The sequence below is a fragment of the Pseudomonas sp. 6D_7.1_Bac1 genome (assembly GCF_025465945.1).
GTDB lineage: Bacteria > Pseudomonadota > Gammaproteobacteria > Pseudomonadales > Pseudomonadaceae > Aquipseudomonas.
Genome location: NZ_JANLNW010000073.1, coordinates 1 through 14033 on the forward strand (window position 1 = coordinate 1; position 14033 = coordinate 14033).

The window sequence follows — 14033 nt, forward strand, 5'->3', positions numbered from 1 at the left end:
CAAAAAAGGCCGCTTTTGCATAAAAGCGGCCTTCCCGAAGTAGCTAAAGACCAGCAAAAATCAATTAAGTTCCGTCTATAAAACAACAACTTAGAGAATTTTCATAAGTCGTGTTATTCGTCGGATTTCGATTGTAACCATCGTGACACAGCCTCAGGATCGCGCCGTCATCCCTTTGAGGCTCCGCTAATGAAGTTCTCCTCGATTCTCTTGTTGTCCCTTGGCCTGATCAGTGGCGCCGCGTCTGCAGGTGGCACCGCCGAGGCAGGTGTGGGCGGCGCATTGGGCGGGGTTCTAGGCTCAGTGGTAGGTCAATCACTGGGTGGCAACACCGGCTCGACCATTGGCGCGGCCTTGGGCGGTGCGGGTGGCAGTGCGGTAGGTGCCAACAGACACAGCCGTGGCGAAGCAGCCATTGGTGGTGCGCTCGGCGCAGCCGGCGGTAACGTGGTTGGCCGAAGCATGGGCGGCACTTCAGGCAGCCTGATCGGCGCGGCAGCCGGCGGTGGTGCTGGTGGTGCGCTGGGTAACTACATGGGCAACCAGAGCAACAACGAAGGCGGTGGCCGTGGCTATCGCGACCATGACCGTCGCTACTACCGCGACGATGACCACCGCGGTCGTGGCCATGCTTACGGCCATCACAAGCATCGCCATTACGAACATGATCGCGACTGAAACCTTAAGTAGCATCACGTAAGAAATTCCAAAAAATCGCAGCCCCTGGGCTGCGATTTTTTCGTTTCACACCACCAACCGCTCCAGCGCCCCGCGCAACCCGGCAGGAATCGCCACCGGCTGATTCGATGCCCGATCCACAAACACATGCACAAAACGTCCTGCCGCGCAGGCGTCCTCTTCTTCCGCCTTGAACACCGCCAGTTCGTATTGCACCGAGCTGTTGCCCAACTTACCCACCCGCAATCCGATTTCAATGCGCTCGGGGAAAGCAATCGAGGCGAAGTAATCGCAGGCCGAACTCACCACGAACCCCACCACTTCACCGTCGTGAATATCCAGGCCGCCGACCTCAATCAAGTAGGTATTCACCGCCGTGTCGAAGAAGCTGTAGTAGGTCACGTTGTTCACATGGCCATAGACATCGTTGTCGTGCCAGCGGGTGATGATCGGCTGGAAGTGCAGATAGTCGGCGCGCTGAGGCATGCAGTCGGTCATTGGGTTATCTCTCACAAAAGGCAGGCAGTGTAATCGCCGTGACCATTAATCAGGCGACCTGAACATTGGCAAAACGCCCACCTTGGGCCGCCAGCGCACTGATCAACCGCGCAGGCTTCCACAGTTCACCTTGCTCGGCCTCAAGTCGCAGCAAACGCGTTTGGATATCTGCCAACCCTTGCTGATCCGCCCAGGCCATCGGCCCGCCTTTATCAGCCGGGAAACCATAGCCATTGAGGTACACCAGATCGATGTCGTGAGCCGACTCGGCAATGCCTTCCTGAAGGATCTTCGCGCCCTCGTTGACCAGCGCCAGCAGGCAGCGCTCGAGAATTTCCTCAGGGCCAATCTCTCGACGCTGATAGCCGAGCTCTTCGCTGACCCGCAGCACCAGTGCATCGACTTCCACATCATGCTCGGCCTGACGACTGCCCGCCTCGTAGTGGTAATAACCGTTGCCGCTCTTTTGACCGAAGCGACCCAGCTCGCACAAGCGGTTATCCACCTGAACCTCGGCTTCGTCCTGGCCGACACCCGCCAACTCCCGCGCACGCCATCCGAGGTCGATACCGACCACGTCGTACATGCGGAACGGCCCCATGGCAAAACCGAAGCCTTGCAGCGCGGCATCGACCTGATAGGGATAAGCACCTTCAAGGAGCATCTTGCGCGCTTCAAGCACGTAGGTATTGAGCATCCGGTTGCCAATAAAGCCGTGGCAATTACCCGCCACCACACTCACCTTGCCCATGCGCTGGCCCAGCTCTTTGGCTACCTTGAGCACCGCTGGTGCAGTCTGCGCACCCCGGACGATTTCCAGCAACTTCATGATATGCGCCGGGCTGAAGAAGTGCAGGCCCAGTACCTGTTGCGGGCGTCCGGTAACGGCGGCTATTGCATCAATGTCCAGCGCCGAGGTGTTGCTGGCCAGGATTGCTTCGGGCTTGAGCAGACTGTCGAGTTCGCGAAAAATCTTCTGCTTGAGTTCGAGGTTTTCGTAGACCGCCTCGATCACCAGATCCACCTCACTGATCGCCGGGTAATCAACCGCCGCCGTCACTCGGGCGATGCGCACATCGGCTTCAGCCTGGTCAATTCGGCCCTGACGCACAGTGTGTGCATAGGTCTCGGTCACGGCAGCGAGTGCTTGCTCGAGCATCTGTGCATTGTTGTCGACCCATTGCACCGGCACCCCGGCGTTGGCCAGACACATGACGATGCCTCGGCCCATGGTGCCTGCACCGATCACGGCGGCACGCTGAATCTGGAACGGCGTCTGGCTCATTGTTTGCTCTCTTGTTGGCGATCCAAAGACAGCATTCACCATAGTCAGCGCAGCAGCGTTTTTGAAATTTATTCCTGTGATGAGCGGCATTCAGCGGATGGATGTTCAATGGCTACCTCCAGACTTCACACCCCCCGTAGCAGCTGCCGAGCCTGCGAGGCTGCGTTCGGCTGCGAAGCAGTCGCTAAATCTGAATGTGCGATTCTCCAGAAAGATTACGATCGCCGGATGACGACCACTACGTGGCCGAACGCAGCCTTCGGCAGCTGCTACGCAATCCTCGTCAATCTGCCAGATGGATTCCGGCCCACTCGCGCACCTCGGCATACGGATAATCCTCCAGCGCCGCAAACCCCGGAATCGCCCGCGCCTTGAGCTTGGTAAACAGCGGCACGCTGATACCGCACAAGAACCGTGTCAGCCGCTCCGCGCCCGGCAAGCTGCCGTTGTACGCCTCATGCCTGTGGATAAAGTCACCACACAGCGCCTTGAAGTTTTTATCCACAAGTGCTGGCAGCTCAGGCGGTTCCGGCAGACGGGCAACCTGCCCATGGCACACCGAGCAATGCCCGCACTGCTGCGGCGCGTTATCGTCGCCGAAGTACTGCGCCAATCGATAGCCCAGGCAGTGCTCGGTGGCGAACAGATCGAGCATCGCGTGGATACGCGCGATTTCGGTGCGTTCATGCTGCGTGAAGTAGCCATGCAACTCGGCGCTCAACGCCAGGGCATCGAAGTCCGTCATCAGCAGGCTATAGACCTCGGTCATCTGCTTGCTTTCCAGCTCGACCCAGCCCTTCTCCTGAAAGTAATCCAGCGCCTTGACCACCCGATTGCGTTCAGCCTGATGCTGTTGGTACAGCGCATCGAAATTCACCGTGGCCCAGGTTCGCGCACGGCTGGAGGTCTGGATGATCGCCTCGACGAAGTCCCGCCGCTCGCCTTCGAAACGCGCCAGCAAAGCTTCAGGCTCCAGCAAAAACTTGAAACGGTACTCGGCAAAGTAGGCGTAACGCGGTGCGATCAAGCCTTTGAGTTCAAGCTGCACCAGTAAGGTCTTGAGCGGCAGTTGGCGAATATTGCTCTGGTCGGCCAAGGGGCCCAGCAAAAACTCCCATTGCCCATCCGGCGCGGCGGCTTGCAGTTCATCGAGCACACAACGGATGCCATCCAGCTCCGGCGTGTCACCGTAAACGAAGTTTTCCAACACGTTGAGGCTGTCGCGGTTGGCCAATACCAGGCAGTCGGATGGCTGCCCATCGCGCCCGGCACGACCGATTTCCTGGCTGTAGTTTTCGATGGATTTCGGCAAGTCGAAATGCACCACGTTGCGGATGTCGCTCTTGTCGATCCCCATGCCGAACGCGATGGTGGCGACGATGCAATTGGACTGCCCGCCCATGAACCGGCGCTGAATCGCTTCCCGTTGTTCATGGGGTAAACCGGCGTGATAGGCCTCGGCCTGAAGACCGTTTTGACTCAGGTGCTGGGCAATCTGCTCAGCGGTTTTCTGCAAGGTCACGTAGACGATGCTCGGCTGCCCGGCACGCTGCCCCATCCACTCCACCAGACGGCGGCGCTTGTCCTGCCCCCGCACCGGTTCAACCAGCAAATTAAGGTTGTGGCGATAGAAACCGGTGGTCACCACATCGTCCGCCGCGATGGCGAATTTCGCCTGCATGTCGGCGATCACTTTAGGTGTGGCGGTGGCCGTCAGCAGCAAGGTTTGCGGGATGTTGAACTGGCGCTGGTAGTCCGGCAGCTTCAAATAGTCCGGGCGAAAGTTGTGCCCCCATTCGGAGATACAGTGCGCCTCGTCCACCACCAGCAACGAGATCGGCACCTGCTGCAAAAAGTTGCGAAAGCGCTCGTTCTTCAGGCGCTCGACTGAAATCATCAAAATCTTCAACTCGCCCGACCGTGCCCGCGCCATCACCGCGTTGGCGTCGTCACGGCTCTGGGCCGAATCGATACTCGCCGCCGCAATCCCGTGGCGCTGCAAGAACGCCAGTTGGTCCTGCATCAACGCCAGCAAGGGCGACACCACCAGCGTCAGGTGCGGCAACAACAAGGCCGGCAACTGATAGCACAAGGACTTGCCGGACCCGGTCGGGAAAATCGCCGCCGCCGAGCGCCCGGCCAACACCGCACTGACCGCCGCCTCCTGGCCGGGCCGGAACTGTGGATAACCAAAGACCTGTTCGAGGGTGTTGTGCATAAGCTGTCACTCCGTTGACTGCTGCCATGCCAAAAGCCTAGCCGGCAAAAGCAGCGAGTCGAGAAAAGGTCGGGCGCAAAAGAGATACGGGATGATACAGGGAGAACGGCGCAAGGCCCGCGATGCAATCCGTTTGCTGATGTTGTTCAAATTCGAAATCGTAAACCACGAAACGCCCTACACAGTCTGGCGCAGGCGTTACTGCGGCTCTATTCGCCACGCCTGACAAGCGCGTGGGAAATTCGACCTTTTGGAAAGCGGCTGAAAAAACCTCGCAAACCCTGTAGGCCAAAGGCTCATGGGCCAGTAAACGCCCTACACAATCTGTCCATGCAGGCCGTCTTGCTGCGTTTTGCTGAACCTCTCTATAGTTTGCGGCGCGGCTGAAAAGTCACCTGCCGGGCGACTTCGCGAACGCGTACTGGACTGATCCCAATGCACACCTTCACTCCGTTTATCGACCGCTACCGCCCCCTCAAAACTACATTCACCGACACCCCGGTGCTGGTCATCGACACCCAGGCCAGCCCCCAAGCCCTGCTCGACGCCGCCCAACAACGCATCCGCGCCGCCAGCGACCTGCTCGAAACCCTTTACTGCCAGTGCTTCAATCAGGCTGACGTCAAAGACATTCCGCATATCGTTAATGCGCTTTATCTACTGACTCAGGATGGCAGTGATTTGCTTGAGGTGGTTCAGCAGCGGATGCCGAAATAGAACACACCGAACACAAGGTTGAATTCAATGACGGAAAAGATTCCCAAGGAGCGCGCCGAAACGCAAAACCCTATCGACAATGCGCGGTTGGCCGAGCAATTAAAGGCCTGTGTTGACGATCCACAGCCCAGCATTTCTCACGAAGAAGCCATGCGTCTGATGGACGAAGAAATTGAGGCCCTTAGCCAGAAAAAAGACCGACAGACAAGACTGTAGAAAGCCTGCTCCCCTTCCTACAACCTTCGGCTCTGTATCGCCATTAACGGGCCTGCGACTCACATGTATATTGATACCGTCGCTGAAAAACCAGCGAACCGGGTTTGGTCACTCGAGAACAGAGATCGGTGTACACATCCCTTGAACGAGGTAATTCTCAGTGGCCATATTGAATCCGTTTGCAGACCGCTTCCGTCCATTAAAAACCAACTTCACCGACACCCCGGTTCTGATCATCGACACAGAGACCGACCCACAAGACATCCTCGAAGCCGCCCTTCAACGCATCCGCGCCTCCAGCGACCTGCTCGAAACCTTGCACTGCCAATGCTTCAAACACGGCGATGTCAAAGACATTCCGCACATCACCCACGCCCTATACCTGCTGACTCAAGACGGCCGTGACCTACTTCAAGTCGCCCAGCAACGCATGCTGAACTGGAAAGCGCCGGCCTGAAGTCCGAGTGAACAGATCGTTCCCACGTTCTGCGTGAGAACGATCATGAGCAACAAGACCTAACCGCCGATGAACGCAAAGCGTTGAAAGCCGTCATCGAACACTGGAGATAACCATGAGCACGTTTTTTGATGAGCTGATGGAAAGCGTGCAACAGATGGACGAGATCGTACGGGGTGAACGCCTACCTTCCCACGAACTCCATGTTGACGTGTTGCAAGTCAGAGAAATTCGTAAGCGTGGGAACGATCAACCGCGTAGCAAGGGCCTTCCACCCAAACCCTGCGCCCCATAACATTCCTGCATGCCTCAACCGGACTGTTAACCATGTACCTCGCCCCCAACTTCCCCGACGACCACGCCATGCAGTTACTCATGCAGCTGCTGCACGAAGAACTCGGCCTGCCCGAACGCAAAACCATCAGCCTCACCACCTCGATCAATTTCGACCTCGGCTGCGACGGATCAGACGCTCGACACCTGATGGAAACCCTGGAAGAACAGTTCGCCATCGACTTCATCGACTACGACGCCTATCGCTACTTCCAACCGGAAGGCTTTGACGTGTTCCTCAAGCGTCGAGCGAAGGGACGTGGCGACAAAGTCCCGCTGACCATCGGCATGCTCTACCGGGCCATCAAGGTACAGCAGTGGAATACACAGGAATTGGAAGGCATTCAGCCGAACGCATAAGTGCCATTATTCTGGCCGTTTAGCGTCTTTTCAGCTTGAATATTGGTAGTTCTGTCTCCGCTGGCCTGAATTGCGCTCACAAAAAAGCCGCCCCTAAGGGCGGCTTTCTCTTACCTCAAACCACTACCGAATAATTACAACTTCGGCCCAGCAGCCTTGATCGCGTCGCTCACTTCAAACTTCTTGAAGTTCTCAACAAACAACCCGGCCAGCGCCTTGGCAGCCTCATCATAAGCAGCCTTGTCAGCCCAGGTGTTACGTGGGTTCAACAGGCCAGTCTCAACGCCTGGCACAGCCAATGGCACGTCGAGGTTGATGGTGTCGAGGTGTTCGGTGGCTGCACCGATCAACGCGCCGCTCTGGATCGCTGCGATCACGCCGCGAGTGGTCGGGATGTTGAAGCGTTTGCCGACACCGTAGCCGCCGCCGGTCCAGCCGGTGTTGACCAGGTAGACCTTGGAGCCGAAGCCGCGGATGCGCTTGATCAGCAGCTCTGCGTATTCGCCAGCCGGACGCGGAAAGAACGGTGCGCCGAAGCAGGTGGAGAAGGTCGACTTGATGCCGCTGCCCGAACCCATTTCGGTCGAGCCCACCAGTGCGGTGTAGCCGGACAGGAAGTGGTAGGCCGCTTGTTCTTCGCTGAGGATCGAGACTGGCGGCAGAACGCCGGTCAGGTCGCAGGTCAGGAAGATCACCGCGTTTGGCTCGCCACCGAGGTTCTTCTCGGAACGCTTCTCGACGTGCTCCAGCGGGTAGGCGGCGCGGCTGTTCTGGGTCAGGCTGACATCAGCGTAGTCGGCGTGCTTGGCGTCGTCGATAACAACGTTTTCCAGGACTGCGCCGTGTTTGATGGCTTTCCAGATGACCGGCTCGTTCTTCTCGGACAGGTCGATGCACTTGGCATAGCAACCGCCTTCGATGTTGAACACCACGCCCTCGCCCCAGCCGTGCTCGTCGTCACCGATCAGGTAACGGCTTTCGTCGGCGGACAGGGTGGTCTTGCCGGTGCCGGACAGACCGAAGAACAGGGTCACGTCGCCTTCTTCGCCGATGTTGGCGGCGCAGTGCATCGGCAGCACGTCGGCGGCCGGCAGCAGGAAGTTCTGCACCGAGAACATGGCTTTCTTCATTTCACCGGCGTAGCGCATGCCGGCGAGCAGCACTTTCTTCTGGGCGAAGTTGATGATCACGCAGCCGTCGGAGTTGGTGCCGTCACGCTCTGGCACGCACTCGAAGTTGGCGACGTTGAGAACTTGCCACTCTTCACGACCAGCCGGGTTGTACTGGGCCGGGTTGATGAACAGGCAACGACCGAACAGGTTCTGCCAGGCAGTCTGGGTAGTCATTTTCACGGCTAGGTAGTGCTCTTCAGCCGCACCTACGTGCACGTGGGAAACGAAATGCTCTTGCGCGTTGTTGAACGCCTCGACGCGAGCCCACAGGGCATCGAACTTGTCGGCCGGGAACTTGCGGTTGATCGGGCCCCAGGCGATGGCGGCCTGAGTGGTTGGCTCTTCAACGATGAAACGGTCGACTGGCGAACGACCAGTACGGTGACCGGTGCGAACCACCAGCGCGCCAGTGTCGGCAAGCTCGCCTTCACCGCGGTTCAGGGCTTCTTTAACCAGATCATCAACACTCAGATCGGTGTACACGGCGTTATTGGCTTGCGTCATGAGGTTCCCCGTCGGCCAGTGGCCGAGTGCTCCAAACGTTTTGTAGTAGAAAGTCGTGCACTACTACCGCGAAAAAAGTGGGCCGGATTATGCCAGAAAAGCCTGAAAAGAGTAGGGTCCTCCCGTCAGGACGGCGTTATTCCGGCGTTTACCAGTGAATTTACCTGCGCTGAAGCGTTTTAGTGACGAGTATCTGACGGTGTTTCCACACCCGCTCCAGCGAACAATTGAGTGATATCGGCCGCGTCGAACAGGTAACGCTGATTGCAGAACTGGCAGTCGATTTCGATGCTGCCATGGTGCTCGATGACCAGTGCCTGAGCATCTTCCAGACCCAGGCTAACCAGTGCATTAGCCGAACGCTCACGGGAGCAGCTGCAACGGAAGCGCAGTTTCTGCACGTCAAACAGGCGCACCTGCTCTTCGTGGTAGAGGCGGTGCAACACGGTTTCGTTGTCCAGGCTCAGCAGTTCATCGGCGGTCAGGGTGCTGCCCAGCGCGGTGATGTGCTGCCAACTGGCGGCGCGTTCTTCTTCGTCTTTCAGGCGGTCGGCCGGCAGTTGTTGCAGCAGCAAACCCCGGGCACGACGGCCATCGGCGTACAGCCAGAAGCGCGTGCCCACTTGCTGGGACATGACAAAATAGTTGGTGAAGCAGTCCGACAGGGTCGCACCGTCGAGGTCGACGATGCCCTGGTAACGCTGGCCCTGGGTCGGGTCGACGGTGAGTGCCAGCACGCCGTTGGGCATCATGTCGGCCAGGGTCGCGTCGGCGGCGATGTTGTCCGCGTCGTAACGCGCCAGGCCTCGGATTTCGCGCTCGCTGGAGCATTCGATCATCAGCAGCGATACCGGACCGTCGGAACGCGCCTGCAGGATCAGCAAGCCATCGAACTTCAAGGTGCCGACCAGCAGCGCCGCAGCCGCCATCAACTCGCCAAGCAGTTGTGCGACCGGCTCCGGATAGGGGTGTTTGGCGAGGACTTCGGCATAGCTACGCTCCAACGCCACCAGCTCGCCGCGGGTGTCGCTGTCATCGAAGATGAAGCGTTGGGTGTAGTCGGTATCCGGTAGATCAGTCATAGGTCTGGGTATCTGAAGTGAAAACTAAGGGTTACAAGGGTCGAGCATCGCGCCTTGCGCACCGTTTCGGTGCATTTCTTTTGATCATGACAGGCATTTTATGAACAATCCGGGTTTGTTCCAAGCAAGGTAGAACCGCGGCATATTGACGCTGTGTGATTTAGGCCTGTCAGGGGCCAGACCTCAATCGTTACTGCTGCCGTGGAACTTGAACAGGTCCCGGCGCTGTTTCTTGCTCGGCTTGCCGTCAGTGCTGACACCCAGGGCGCCGGCCTTGCGCAGGGCGGCGGCATTTTCGCGCTTGGCAATGCTGGCTTCGGTTTCAGCGTAGAGGGTTTGTGCTTCCGGTGCGCCACGACGAACGATCGACAGCGCCTGGACCACCACGGTCCGCTCTTCGAAACCGACGCGAATCTGGAACTCGTCACCCACTCTCGGTTCTTTGCCCGGTTTGCAGCGTTCGCCCCGACAATGCACCTTGCCGCTTTCGATAGCCGCTTTGGCCAGCGCGCGGGTTTTGTAAAAGCGCGCCGCCCACAACCACTTATCGAGACGGACTTTGTCGTCCTCTTCGTTTTTTTGTGCCATGGGATTTCCTCATTCTGAAATATTTCTGAACTGTACTACCGTTTCTGTCGTGCCATGATTTTCACCGGTTCAGCTTACAATGCGCGACGCTTTTGAGCCTCGCTCAGGCGCCTGAAATCCGGGCCGTAGATATCTGTCGCCTTTTACCTATTATTCTGCGTGAATACCGCGAATTCGGCCGCTTTGCGGCGCGAGCGGTTCCTCACCGGTTGAGCACTTTTGAAGACATTTGACCATTTGACCGTTGTGGGTCTGCGCGAGTGGGTGGCGCTCCCTGATTTGGGAGTCGCGGGCCTGCGGGCGAAGATCGACACCGGCGCCAGCACCTCCAGCCTGCACGCCACCGAAATCGAGCCGTTTGAGCGCGACGGGGAAACGTGGGTGCGTTTCAACGCGCACCTGGGCACGGTGGTGCAGCTGCGTCACCGCCGCTGTGAAGCGCCGCTGGTGACGATGAAAACCATTAAAAGCTCCAACGGCCACGCGCAGGTGCGTTACGTGATCAGTACCACCCTGGCGCTCGGCGATCGGGTTTGGCGAGTGCAGTTCACCCTCGCCTGCCGCAAGTCCATGCGTTATCGCCTGTTACTCGGTTCCAAAGCCCTGATCGACGGCCAGCTGGTGGTCAATCCGGGCATTAAATACGTTCAAGACAAGCCGGTGTTCCCGGTGTCCACTACCTTCTCCACAGGTGTTGCATGAAGATCGCTGTGCTGTCGCGGAACCCGCGTCTGTATTCCACTCGTCGCTTGGTTGAAGCCGGTACCGAGCGCGGGCATGAGGTGGTGGTGATCGATACCCTGCGCGCCTATATGAACATTGCCAGCCATAAGCCGCAGATCCATTACCGCGGCAAGCCGCTGGAAGGCTTCGACGCAGTGATCCCGCGGATCGGTGCGTCGGTGACGTTTTATGGCTGCGCGGTGTTGCGCCAGTTCGAAATGATGGGTGTGTTCCCGCTCAACGAGTCGGTGGCCATTGCCCGCTCACGGGACAAGCTGCGCTCGCTGCAATTGCTCTCGCGTCGCGGTATCGGCTTACCGGTTACCGGTTTTGCTCACTCGCCGGATGACATTCCCGACCTGATCGAGATGGTCAACGGTGCACCGCTGGTGATCAAGGTGCTGGAAGGCACCCAAGGCATCGGCGTGGTGCTGTGTGAAACCGCGACGGCGGCGGAGTCGGTGATCGAGGCATTCATGGGCCTCAAGCAGGACATCATGGTCCAGGAATACATCAAGGAAGCCGGCGGCGCGGACATCCGCTGCTTCGTGGTCGGCGACAAGGTGATCGCGTCGATGAAGCGTCAGGCCAAGCCGGGTGAATTCCGCTCCAACCTGCACCGTGGCGGTAGCGCCAGCCTGATCAAGATCACTCCGGAAGAACGCATGACGGCGTTGCGGGCGGCCAAGGTCATGGGCCTGAGCGTGGCGGGCGTGGATATCCTGCGCTCCAACCATGGACCGCTGGTGATGGAAGTGAACTCGTCGCCGGGGTTGGAAGGGATCGAAACCACCACCGGCAAGGACGTGGCGGGGATCATCATTCAGCATCTGGAGAAAAGCGGCGGGCCGAATATGACGCGGACCAAGGGTAAAGGTTGACCTCAAGCTGTTCGGTGGCAGGGACGCCGCCTTCGCGAGCAGGCTCGCTCCCACAAGGGTCTCGGTCGTACACAATTGTATGTTCGCTGAAGATCAAAATGTGGGAGCGAGCCTGCTCGCGAAGAGGCCCTCATTTCCAACAAAACCACCAGATACTTACACCGCGTCTCTTGGCAACATCAACCCCAACGGCAACCGCACCCGCGCTTCCAGACCGCCACCGGAGCGGTTGCGCAGTTCAACGTTGCCGCCATGCATCGAAGCAATACGCTTGACGATGGCCAGACCCAACCCGGTGCCCTTGCCGCCCCGCGCACGGTCGCCGCGGGTGAAGGGGTTGAAGATCGCTTCCAGCTCAGACGGATCGATCCCGGCGCCACGGTCCATGACGCTCAGCACCACGTAAGGCGCGCTGACATCCCCCGAGACATACGCCGCCACCTCAACGTCGCTACCCGCGTGATGCAAGGCGTTGCCAATCAGGTTGTTCAAGAGGCGTTTCATCGACACCCGACGCAACGGGAACGGCTGGATCGGCTCCAGACGCAAGCGCACCCGCTCCTCGTTCTGGTTGTAAGGTGCCGCCACTTCACGCACCAGATCACTCAGGTCGACCTCTTCGACCGACTCGTCCCGGCCATCGCGAATGAACGCCAGGAACTGATCGAGAATCGCGTCCATGTCTTCGATGTCGCGCACCATGTCGTCGCTCAGGTCGCTGTGGTTGCCCATCAGCTCCAGCGACAGACGCAAACGGGTCAGCGGCGTACGCAAGTCATGGGACACCCCGGCGAGCATCAATTCACGTTCGCGACCGGCCTGTTCAACATCTTCCGCCATCTGGTTGAAGGCCCGATACACCTCGGTCATCTCGCTCGGCGTGTCGCTGATCGGCAGGCGCACGCTACGCCCCTGACCCAGTTGCCGGGCGGCATCGACCAGACGTTTGAGCGGTTGGTTGAGCTGGCTGACAAAAATCCACGCCGACGCGGTGGATAACAAGCCGATGGCGAGGAACCAGCCGAGTACGTTCCAGATTTTCTGGCCGCGCAACGGATGCGGGTACAGCGGCACTTTCAGCCAGCCATCGCCCAGGCTTGGCGCCCGGACCCAGAGCGCCGGCGGTGAATGCATGCGCAATCGCACTTCCGTGTCGGCGCCCAGCTCGGCCTGCATCTGTCGTTGGTAGATTTCACTGTAGGGCCAATGCTGTTCGCCCTCGGGAACACCGGCGCCCACCACACGGATCAGTGTCGCGGCATCGGCAATCTTCGTTCGGTTTTCTTCGTCCGCTGCCCAGTAGGCACGCAAGGTCAGTGCGACACCGTGGCTGTATTGACGATCCACCAGCACGTCCTCGTTCATCAACAGATAAACCAGGGTCAGCGCCTTGGAAAACAGCACGACGATCAGCACCAGCCAGAGGGTGCGAGCGAAGAAACTCTGGGGGAACCACACGGGGGTTTTCATAGACAAGCGCTACACACTTTGCAGGAGCGAGCGAGGCTCGCAGAATTGCGGATCGCGAATCAACCGGGTGACGCATTACCCGGTTAACCCGCTCCTACAAATCATCGATCACTTGGTCGCGGTGCCGTCCGGAACGAACACATAACCCACGCCCCAGACTGTCTGGATGTAGCGTGGCTTCGACGGATCAGGCTCGATCATCCGGCGCAGGCGGGAGATCTGTACGTCGATGGAACGCTCCAGGGCATCCCATTCACGGCCACGGGCCAGGTTCATCAGCTTGTCGCGGGTCAGCGGTTGACGCGCGTTCATCACCAACGCCTTGAGGACCGCGAACTCACCGGTGGTGAGCATGTGTACTTCGTCGCCGCGCTTGAGTTCGCGGGTCGCCAACGACAATTCGTAATCACCGAAGGTCACGCTTTCGTCTTCACTGCCCGGTGCGCCCGGCACCGGAGCCGACTGACGACGCAGGACCGCTTTGACGCGAGCCATCAGTTCGTCCGGGTTGAACGGCTTGGCCAGGTAATCGTCGGCGCCCAGTTCCAGGCCCTTGATGCGGCTCAGCTCGTCGCCCTTGGCGGTGAGCATGATGATCGGGATCTGATTGTTCGCGCCGCGCAGACGGCGGCAGGCGGTCAGGCCGTCTTCGCCGGGCAACATCAGGTCGAGGACGACCAGGTTGAACACTTCACGCGTCAGCAGACGATCCATCTGTTCGGTGTTCGGTACGGCGCGCGCACGATAGCCCTTGCTGACGAAAAAACGTTCCAGCAGGCTGCTGAGCCCTGGATCGTCGTCAACGATAAGAATTTTTTCGCCTTCAGCAGTTTGTGCAGTGCTGCTCATTG

General features: G+C 58.9%; 15 protein-coding genes and 1 pseudogene. 8 read left to right on the plus strand and 8 right to left on the minus strand.

What is annotated here, in order from left to right:
* Positions 1-189: 189 nt before the first annotated feature.
* A complete protein-coding gene (locus tag NTD87_RS20745) occupies positions 190-678 on the plus strand; it encodes a glycine zipper domain-containing protein (RefSeq protein WP_262116055.1) in 489 nt (162 codons plus the stop codon).
* Between the two features lie 66 nt (positions 679-744).
* On the opposite strand, the gene NTD87_RS20750 is transcribed toward NTD87_RS20745, so the two are convergent.
* The 3 genes from NTD87_RS20750 to NTD87_RS20760 all read right to left on the minus strand — a co-directional run bounded on the left by NTD87_RS20750 (position 745) and on the right by NTD87_RS20760 (position 4679).
* Positions 745-1176 (minus strand): acyl-CoA thioesterase, encoded by a 432-nt coding sequence (locus tag NTD87_RS20750; RefSeq protein WP_262116056.1) that lies wholly within the window; start codon positions 1174-1176, stop codon positions 745-747.
* A 49-nt stretch (positions 1177-1225) separates the two neighbouring features.
* Positions 1226-2461, minus strand: a complete 1236-nt coding sequence (locus NTD87_RS20755) for a 3-hydroxyacyl-CoA dehydrogenase (protein ID WP_262116057.1) — start codon at positions 2459-2461, stop codon at positions 1226-1228.
* 283 nt (positions 2462-2744) lie between these two features.
* The gene (locus tag NTD87_RS20760; RefSeq protein ID WP_262116058.1) at positions 2745-4679 is read right to left on the minus strand and encodes an ATP-dependent DNA helicase RecQ; all 1935 of its coding nucleotides are present in this window, start codon (positions 4677-4679) and stop codon (positions 2745-2747) included.
* A 435-nt stretch (positions 4680-5114) separates the two neighbouring features.
* Between NTD87_RS20760 and NTD87_RS20765 the strand changes: the two genes are divergently transcribed.
* The 5 genes and pseudogenes from NTD87_RS20765 (at position 5115) to NTD87_RS20785 (ending at position 6762) form a co-directional block, all read left to right on the plus strand.
* A complete protein-coding gene (locus NTD87_RS20765) occupies positions 5115-5396 on the plus strand; it encodes a hypothetical protein (RefSeq protein ID WP_262116059.1) in 282 nt (93 codons plus the stop codon).
* Between the two features lie 27 nt (positions 5397-5423).
* Positions 5424-5612 carry a hypothetical protein gene (locus NTD87_RS20770; RefSeq protein WP_262116060.1) on the plus strand — a complete coding sequence of 63 codons (189 nt, stop codon included), beginning with the start codon at positions 5424-5426 and terminating at the stop codon, positions 5610-5612.
* Positions 5613-5772: 160 nt separating this feature from the next.
* The gene (locus NTD87_RS20775) at positions 5773-6069 is read left to right on the plus strand and encodes a hypothetical protein (RefSeq protein WP_262116061.1); all 297 of its coding nucleotides are present in this window, start codon (positions 5773-5775) and stop codon (positions 6067-6069) included.
* Between the two features lie 115 nt (positions 6070-6184).
* Positions 6185-6307 (plus strand): annotated as a pseudogene (locus tag NTD87_RS20780) (transcriptional regulator); the annotation flags it as partial.
* Positions 6308-6396: 89 nt separating this feature from the next.
* Entirely contained in the window at positions 6397-6762 is a 366-nt protein-coding gene (locus tag NTD87_RS20785) for a DUF1493 family protein (protein WP_262116062.1), read from the plus strand.
* A gap of 134 nt (positions 6763-6896) precedes the next feature.
* Here the strand turns inward: NTD87_RS20785 and NTD87_RS20790 are convergent, their stop codons facing one another.
* From NTD87_RS20790 to NTD87_RS20800, 3 genes are all read right to left on the minus strand, one after another.
* The gene (locus NTD87_RS20790) at positions 6897-8438 is read right to left on the minus strand and encodes a phosphoenolpyruvate carboxykinase (protein WP_262116063.1); all 1542 of its coding nucleotides are present in this window, start codon (positions 8436-8438) and stop codon (positions 6897-6899) included.
* A 179-nt stretch (positions 8439-8617) separates the two neighbouring features.
* Positions 8618-9520, minus strand: a complete 903-nt coding sequence (gene hslO / locus NTD87_RS20795; RefSeq protein ID WP_262116064.1) for an Hsp33 family molecular chaperone HslO — start codon at positions 9518-9520, stop codon at positions 8618-8620.
* A gap of 183 nt (positions 9521-9703) precedes the next feature.
* Positions 9704-10108, minus strand: a complete 405-nt coding sequence (locus NTD87_RS20800; protein ID WP_262116065.1) for an RNA-binding S4 domain-containing protein — start codon at positions 10106-10108, stop codon at positions 9704-9706.
* Between the two features lie 219 nt (positions 10109-10327).
* Here NTD87_RS20800 and NTD87_RS20805 point away from each other — a divergent pair, with 219 nt between their 5' ends.
* Positions 10328-10810 (plus strand): ATP-dependent zinc protease, encoded by a 483-nt coding sequence (locus tag NTD87_RS20805; RefSeq protein WP_262116066.1) that lies wholly within the window; start codon positions 10328-10330, stop codon positions 10808-10810.
* Positions 10807-11712: a 30S ribosomal protein S6--L-glutamate ligase gene (rimK, locus tag NTD87_RS20810; RefSeq protein ID WP_262116067.1), complete on the plus strand. Its 906-nt coding sequence runs from the start codon at positions 10807-10809 to the stop codon at positions 11710-11712. The genes NTD87_RS20805 and rimK overlap by 4 nt, the downstream gene beginning before the upstream one ends.
* A gap of 156 nt (positions 11713-11868) precedes the next feature.
* Here rimK and NTD87_RS20815 read toward each other — a convergent pair whose 3' ends face one another.
* Together NTD87_RS20815 and ompR are read right to left on the minus strand one after the other, a co-directional pair.
* Positions 11869-13182, minus strand: coding sequence for an ATP-binding protein (locus NTD87_RS20815; protein WP_262116068.1), 1314 nt, complete (start codon positions 13180-13182; stop codon positions 11869-11871).
* A gap of 108 nt (positions 13183-13290) precedes the next feature.
* On the minus strand, positions 13291-14031 hold the full coding sequence (gene ompR, locus NTD87_RS20820; protein WP_262116069.1) for a two-component system response regulator OmpR: 741 nt from the start codon (positions 14029-14031) through the stop codon (positions 13291-13293).
* Between the last annotated feature and the right edge of the window lie 2 nt (positions 14032-14033).

Excerpts from the sequence above, each read along its gene's own strand:
- NTD87_RS20745 (WP_262116055.1), top strand. The coding sequence starts at position 190 with ATGAAGTTCTCCTCGATTCTCTTGTTGTCCCTTGGCCTGATCAGTGGC.
- NTD87_RS20750 (WP_262116056.1), bottom strand. The coding sequence starts at position 1,176 with ATGACCGACTGCATGCCTCAGCGCGCCGACTATCTGCACTTCCAGCCG.
- NTD87_RS20755 (WP_262116057.1), bottom strand. The coding sequence starts at position 2,461 with ATGAGCCAGACGCCGTTCCAGATTCAGCGTGCCGCCGTGATCGGTGCA.
- NTD87_RS20760 (WP_262116058.1), bottom strand. The coding sequence starts at position 4,679 with ATGCACAACACCCTCGAACAGGTCTTTGGTTATCCACAGTTCCGGCCC.
- NTD87_RS20765 (WP_262116059.1), top strand. The coding sequence starts at position 5,115 with ATGCACACCTTCACTCCGTTTATCGACCGCTACCGCCCCCTCAAAACT.
- NTD87_RS20770 (WP_262116060.1), top strand. The coding sequence starts at position 5,424 with ATGACGGAAAAGATTCCCAAGGAGCGCGCCGAAACGCAAAACCCTATC.
- NTD87_RS20785 (WP_262116062.1), top strand. The coding sequence starts at position 6,397 with ATGTACCTCGCCCCCAACTTCCCCGACGACCACGCCATGCAGTTACTC.
- NTD87_RS20790 (WP_262116063.1), bottom strand. The coding sequence starts at position 8,438 with ATGACGCAAGCCAATAACGCCGTGTACACCGATCTGAGTGTTGATGAT.
- hslO (WP_262116064.1), bottom strand. The coding sequence starts at position 9,520 with ATGACTGATCTACCGGATACCGACTACACCCAACGCTTCATCTTCGAT.
- NTD87_RS20800 (WP_262116065.1), bottom strand. The coding sequence starts at position 10,108 with ATGGCACAAAAAAACGAAGAGGACGACAAAGTCCGTCTCGATAAGTGG.
- rimK (WP_262116067.1), top strand. The coding sequence starts at position 10,807 with ATGAAGATCGCTGTGCTGTCGCGGAACCCGCGTCTGTATTCCACTCGT.
- NTD87_RS20815 (WP_262116068.1), bottom strand. The coding sequence starts at position 13,182 with ATGAAAACCCCCGTGTGGTTCCCCCAGAGTTTCTTCGCTCGCACCCTC.
- ompR (WP_262116069.1), bottom strand. The coding sequence starts at position 14,031 with ATGAGCAGCACTGCACAAACTGCTGAAGGCGAAAAAATTCTTATCGTT.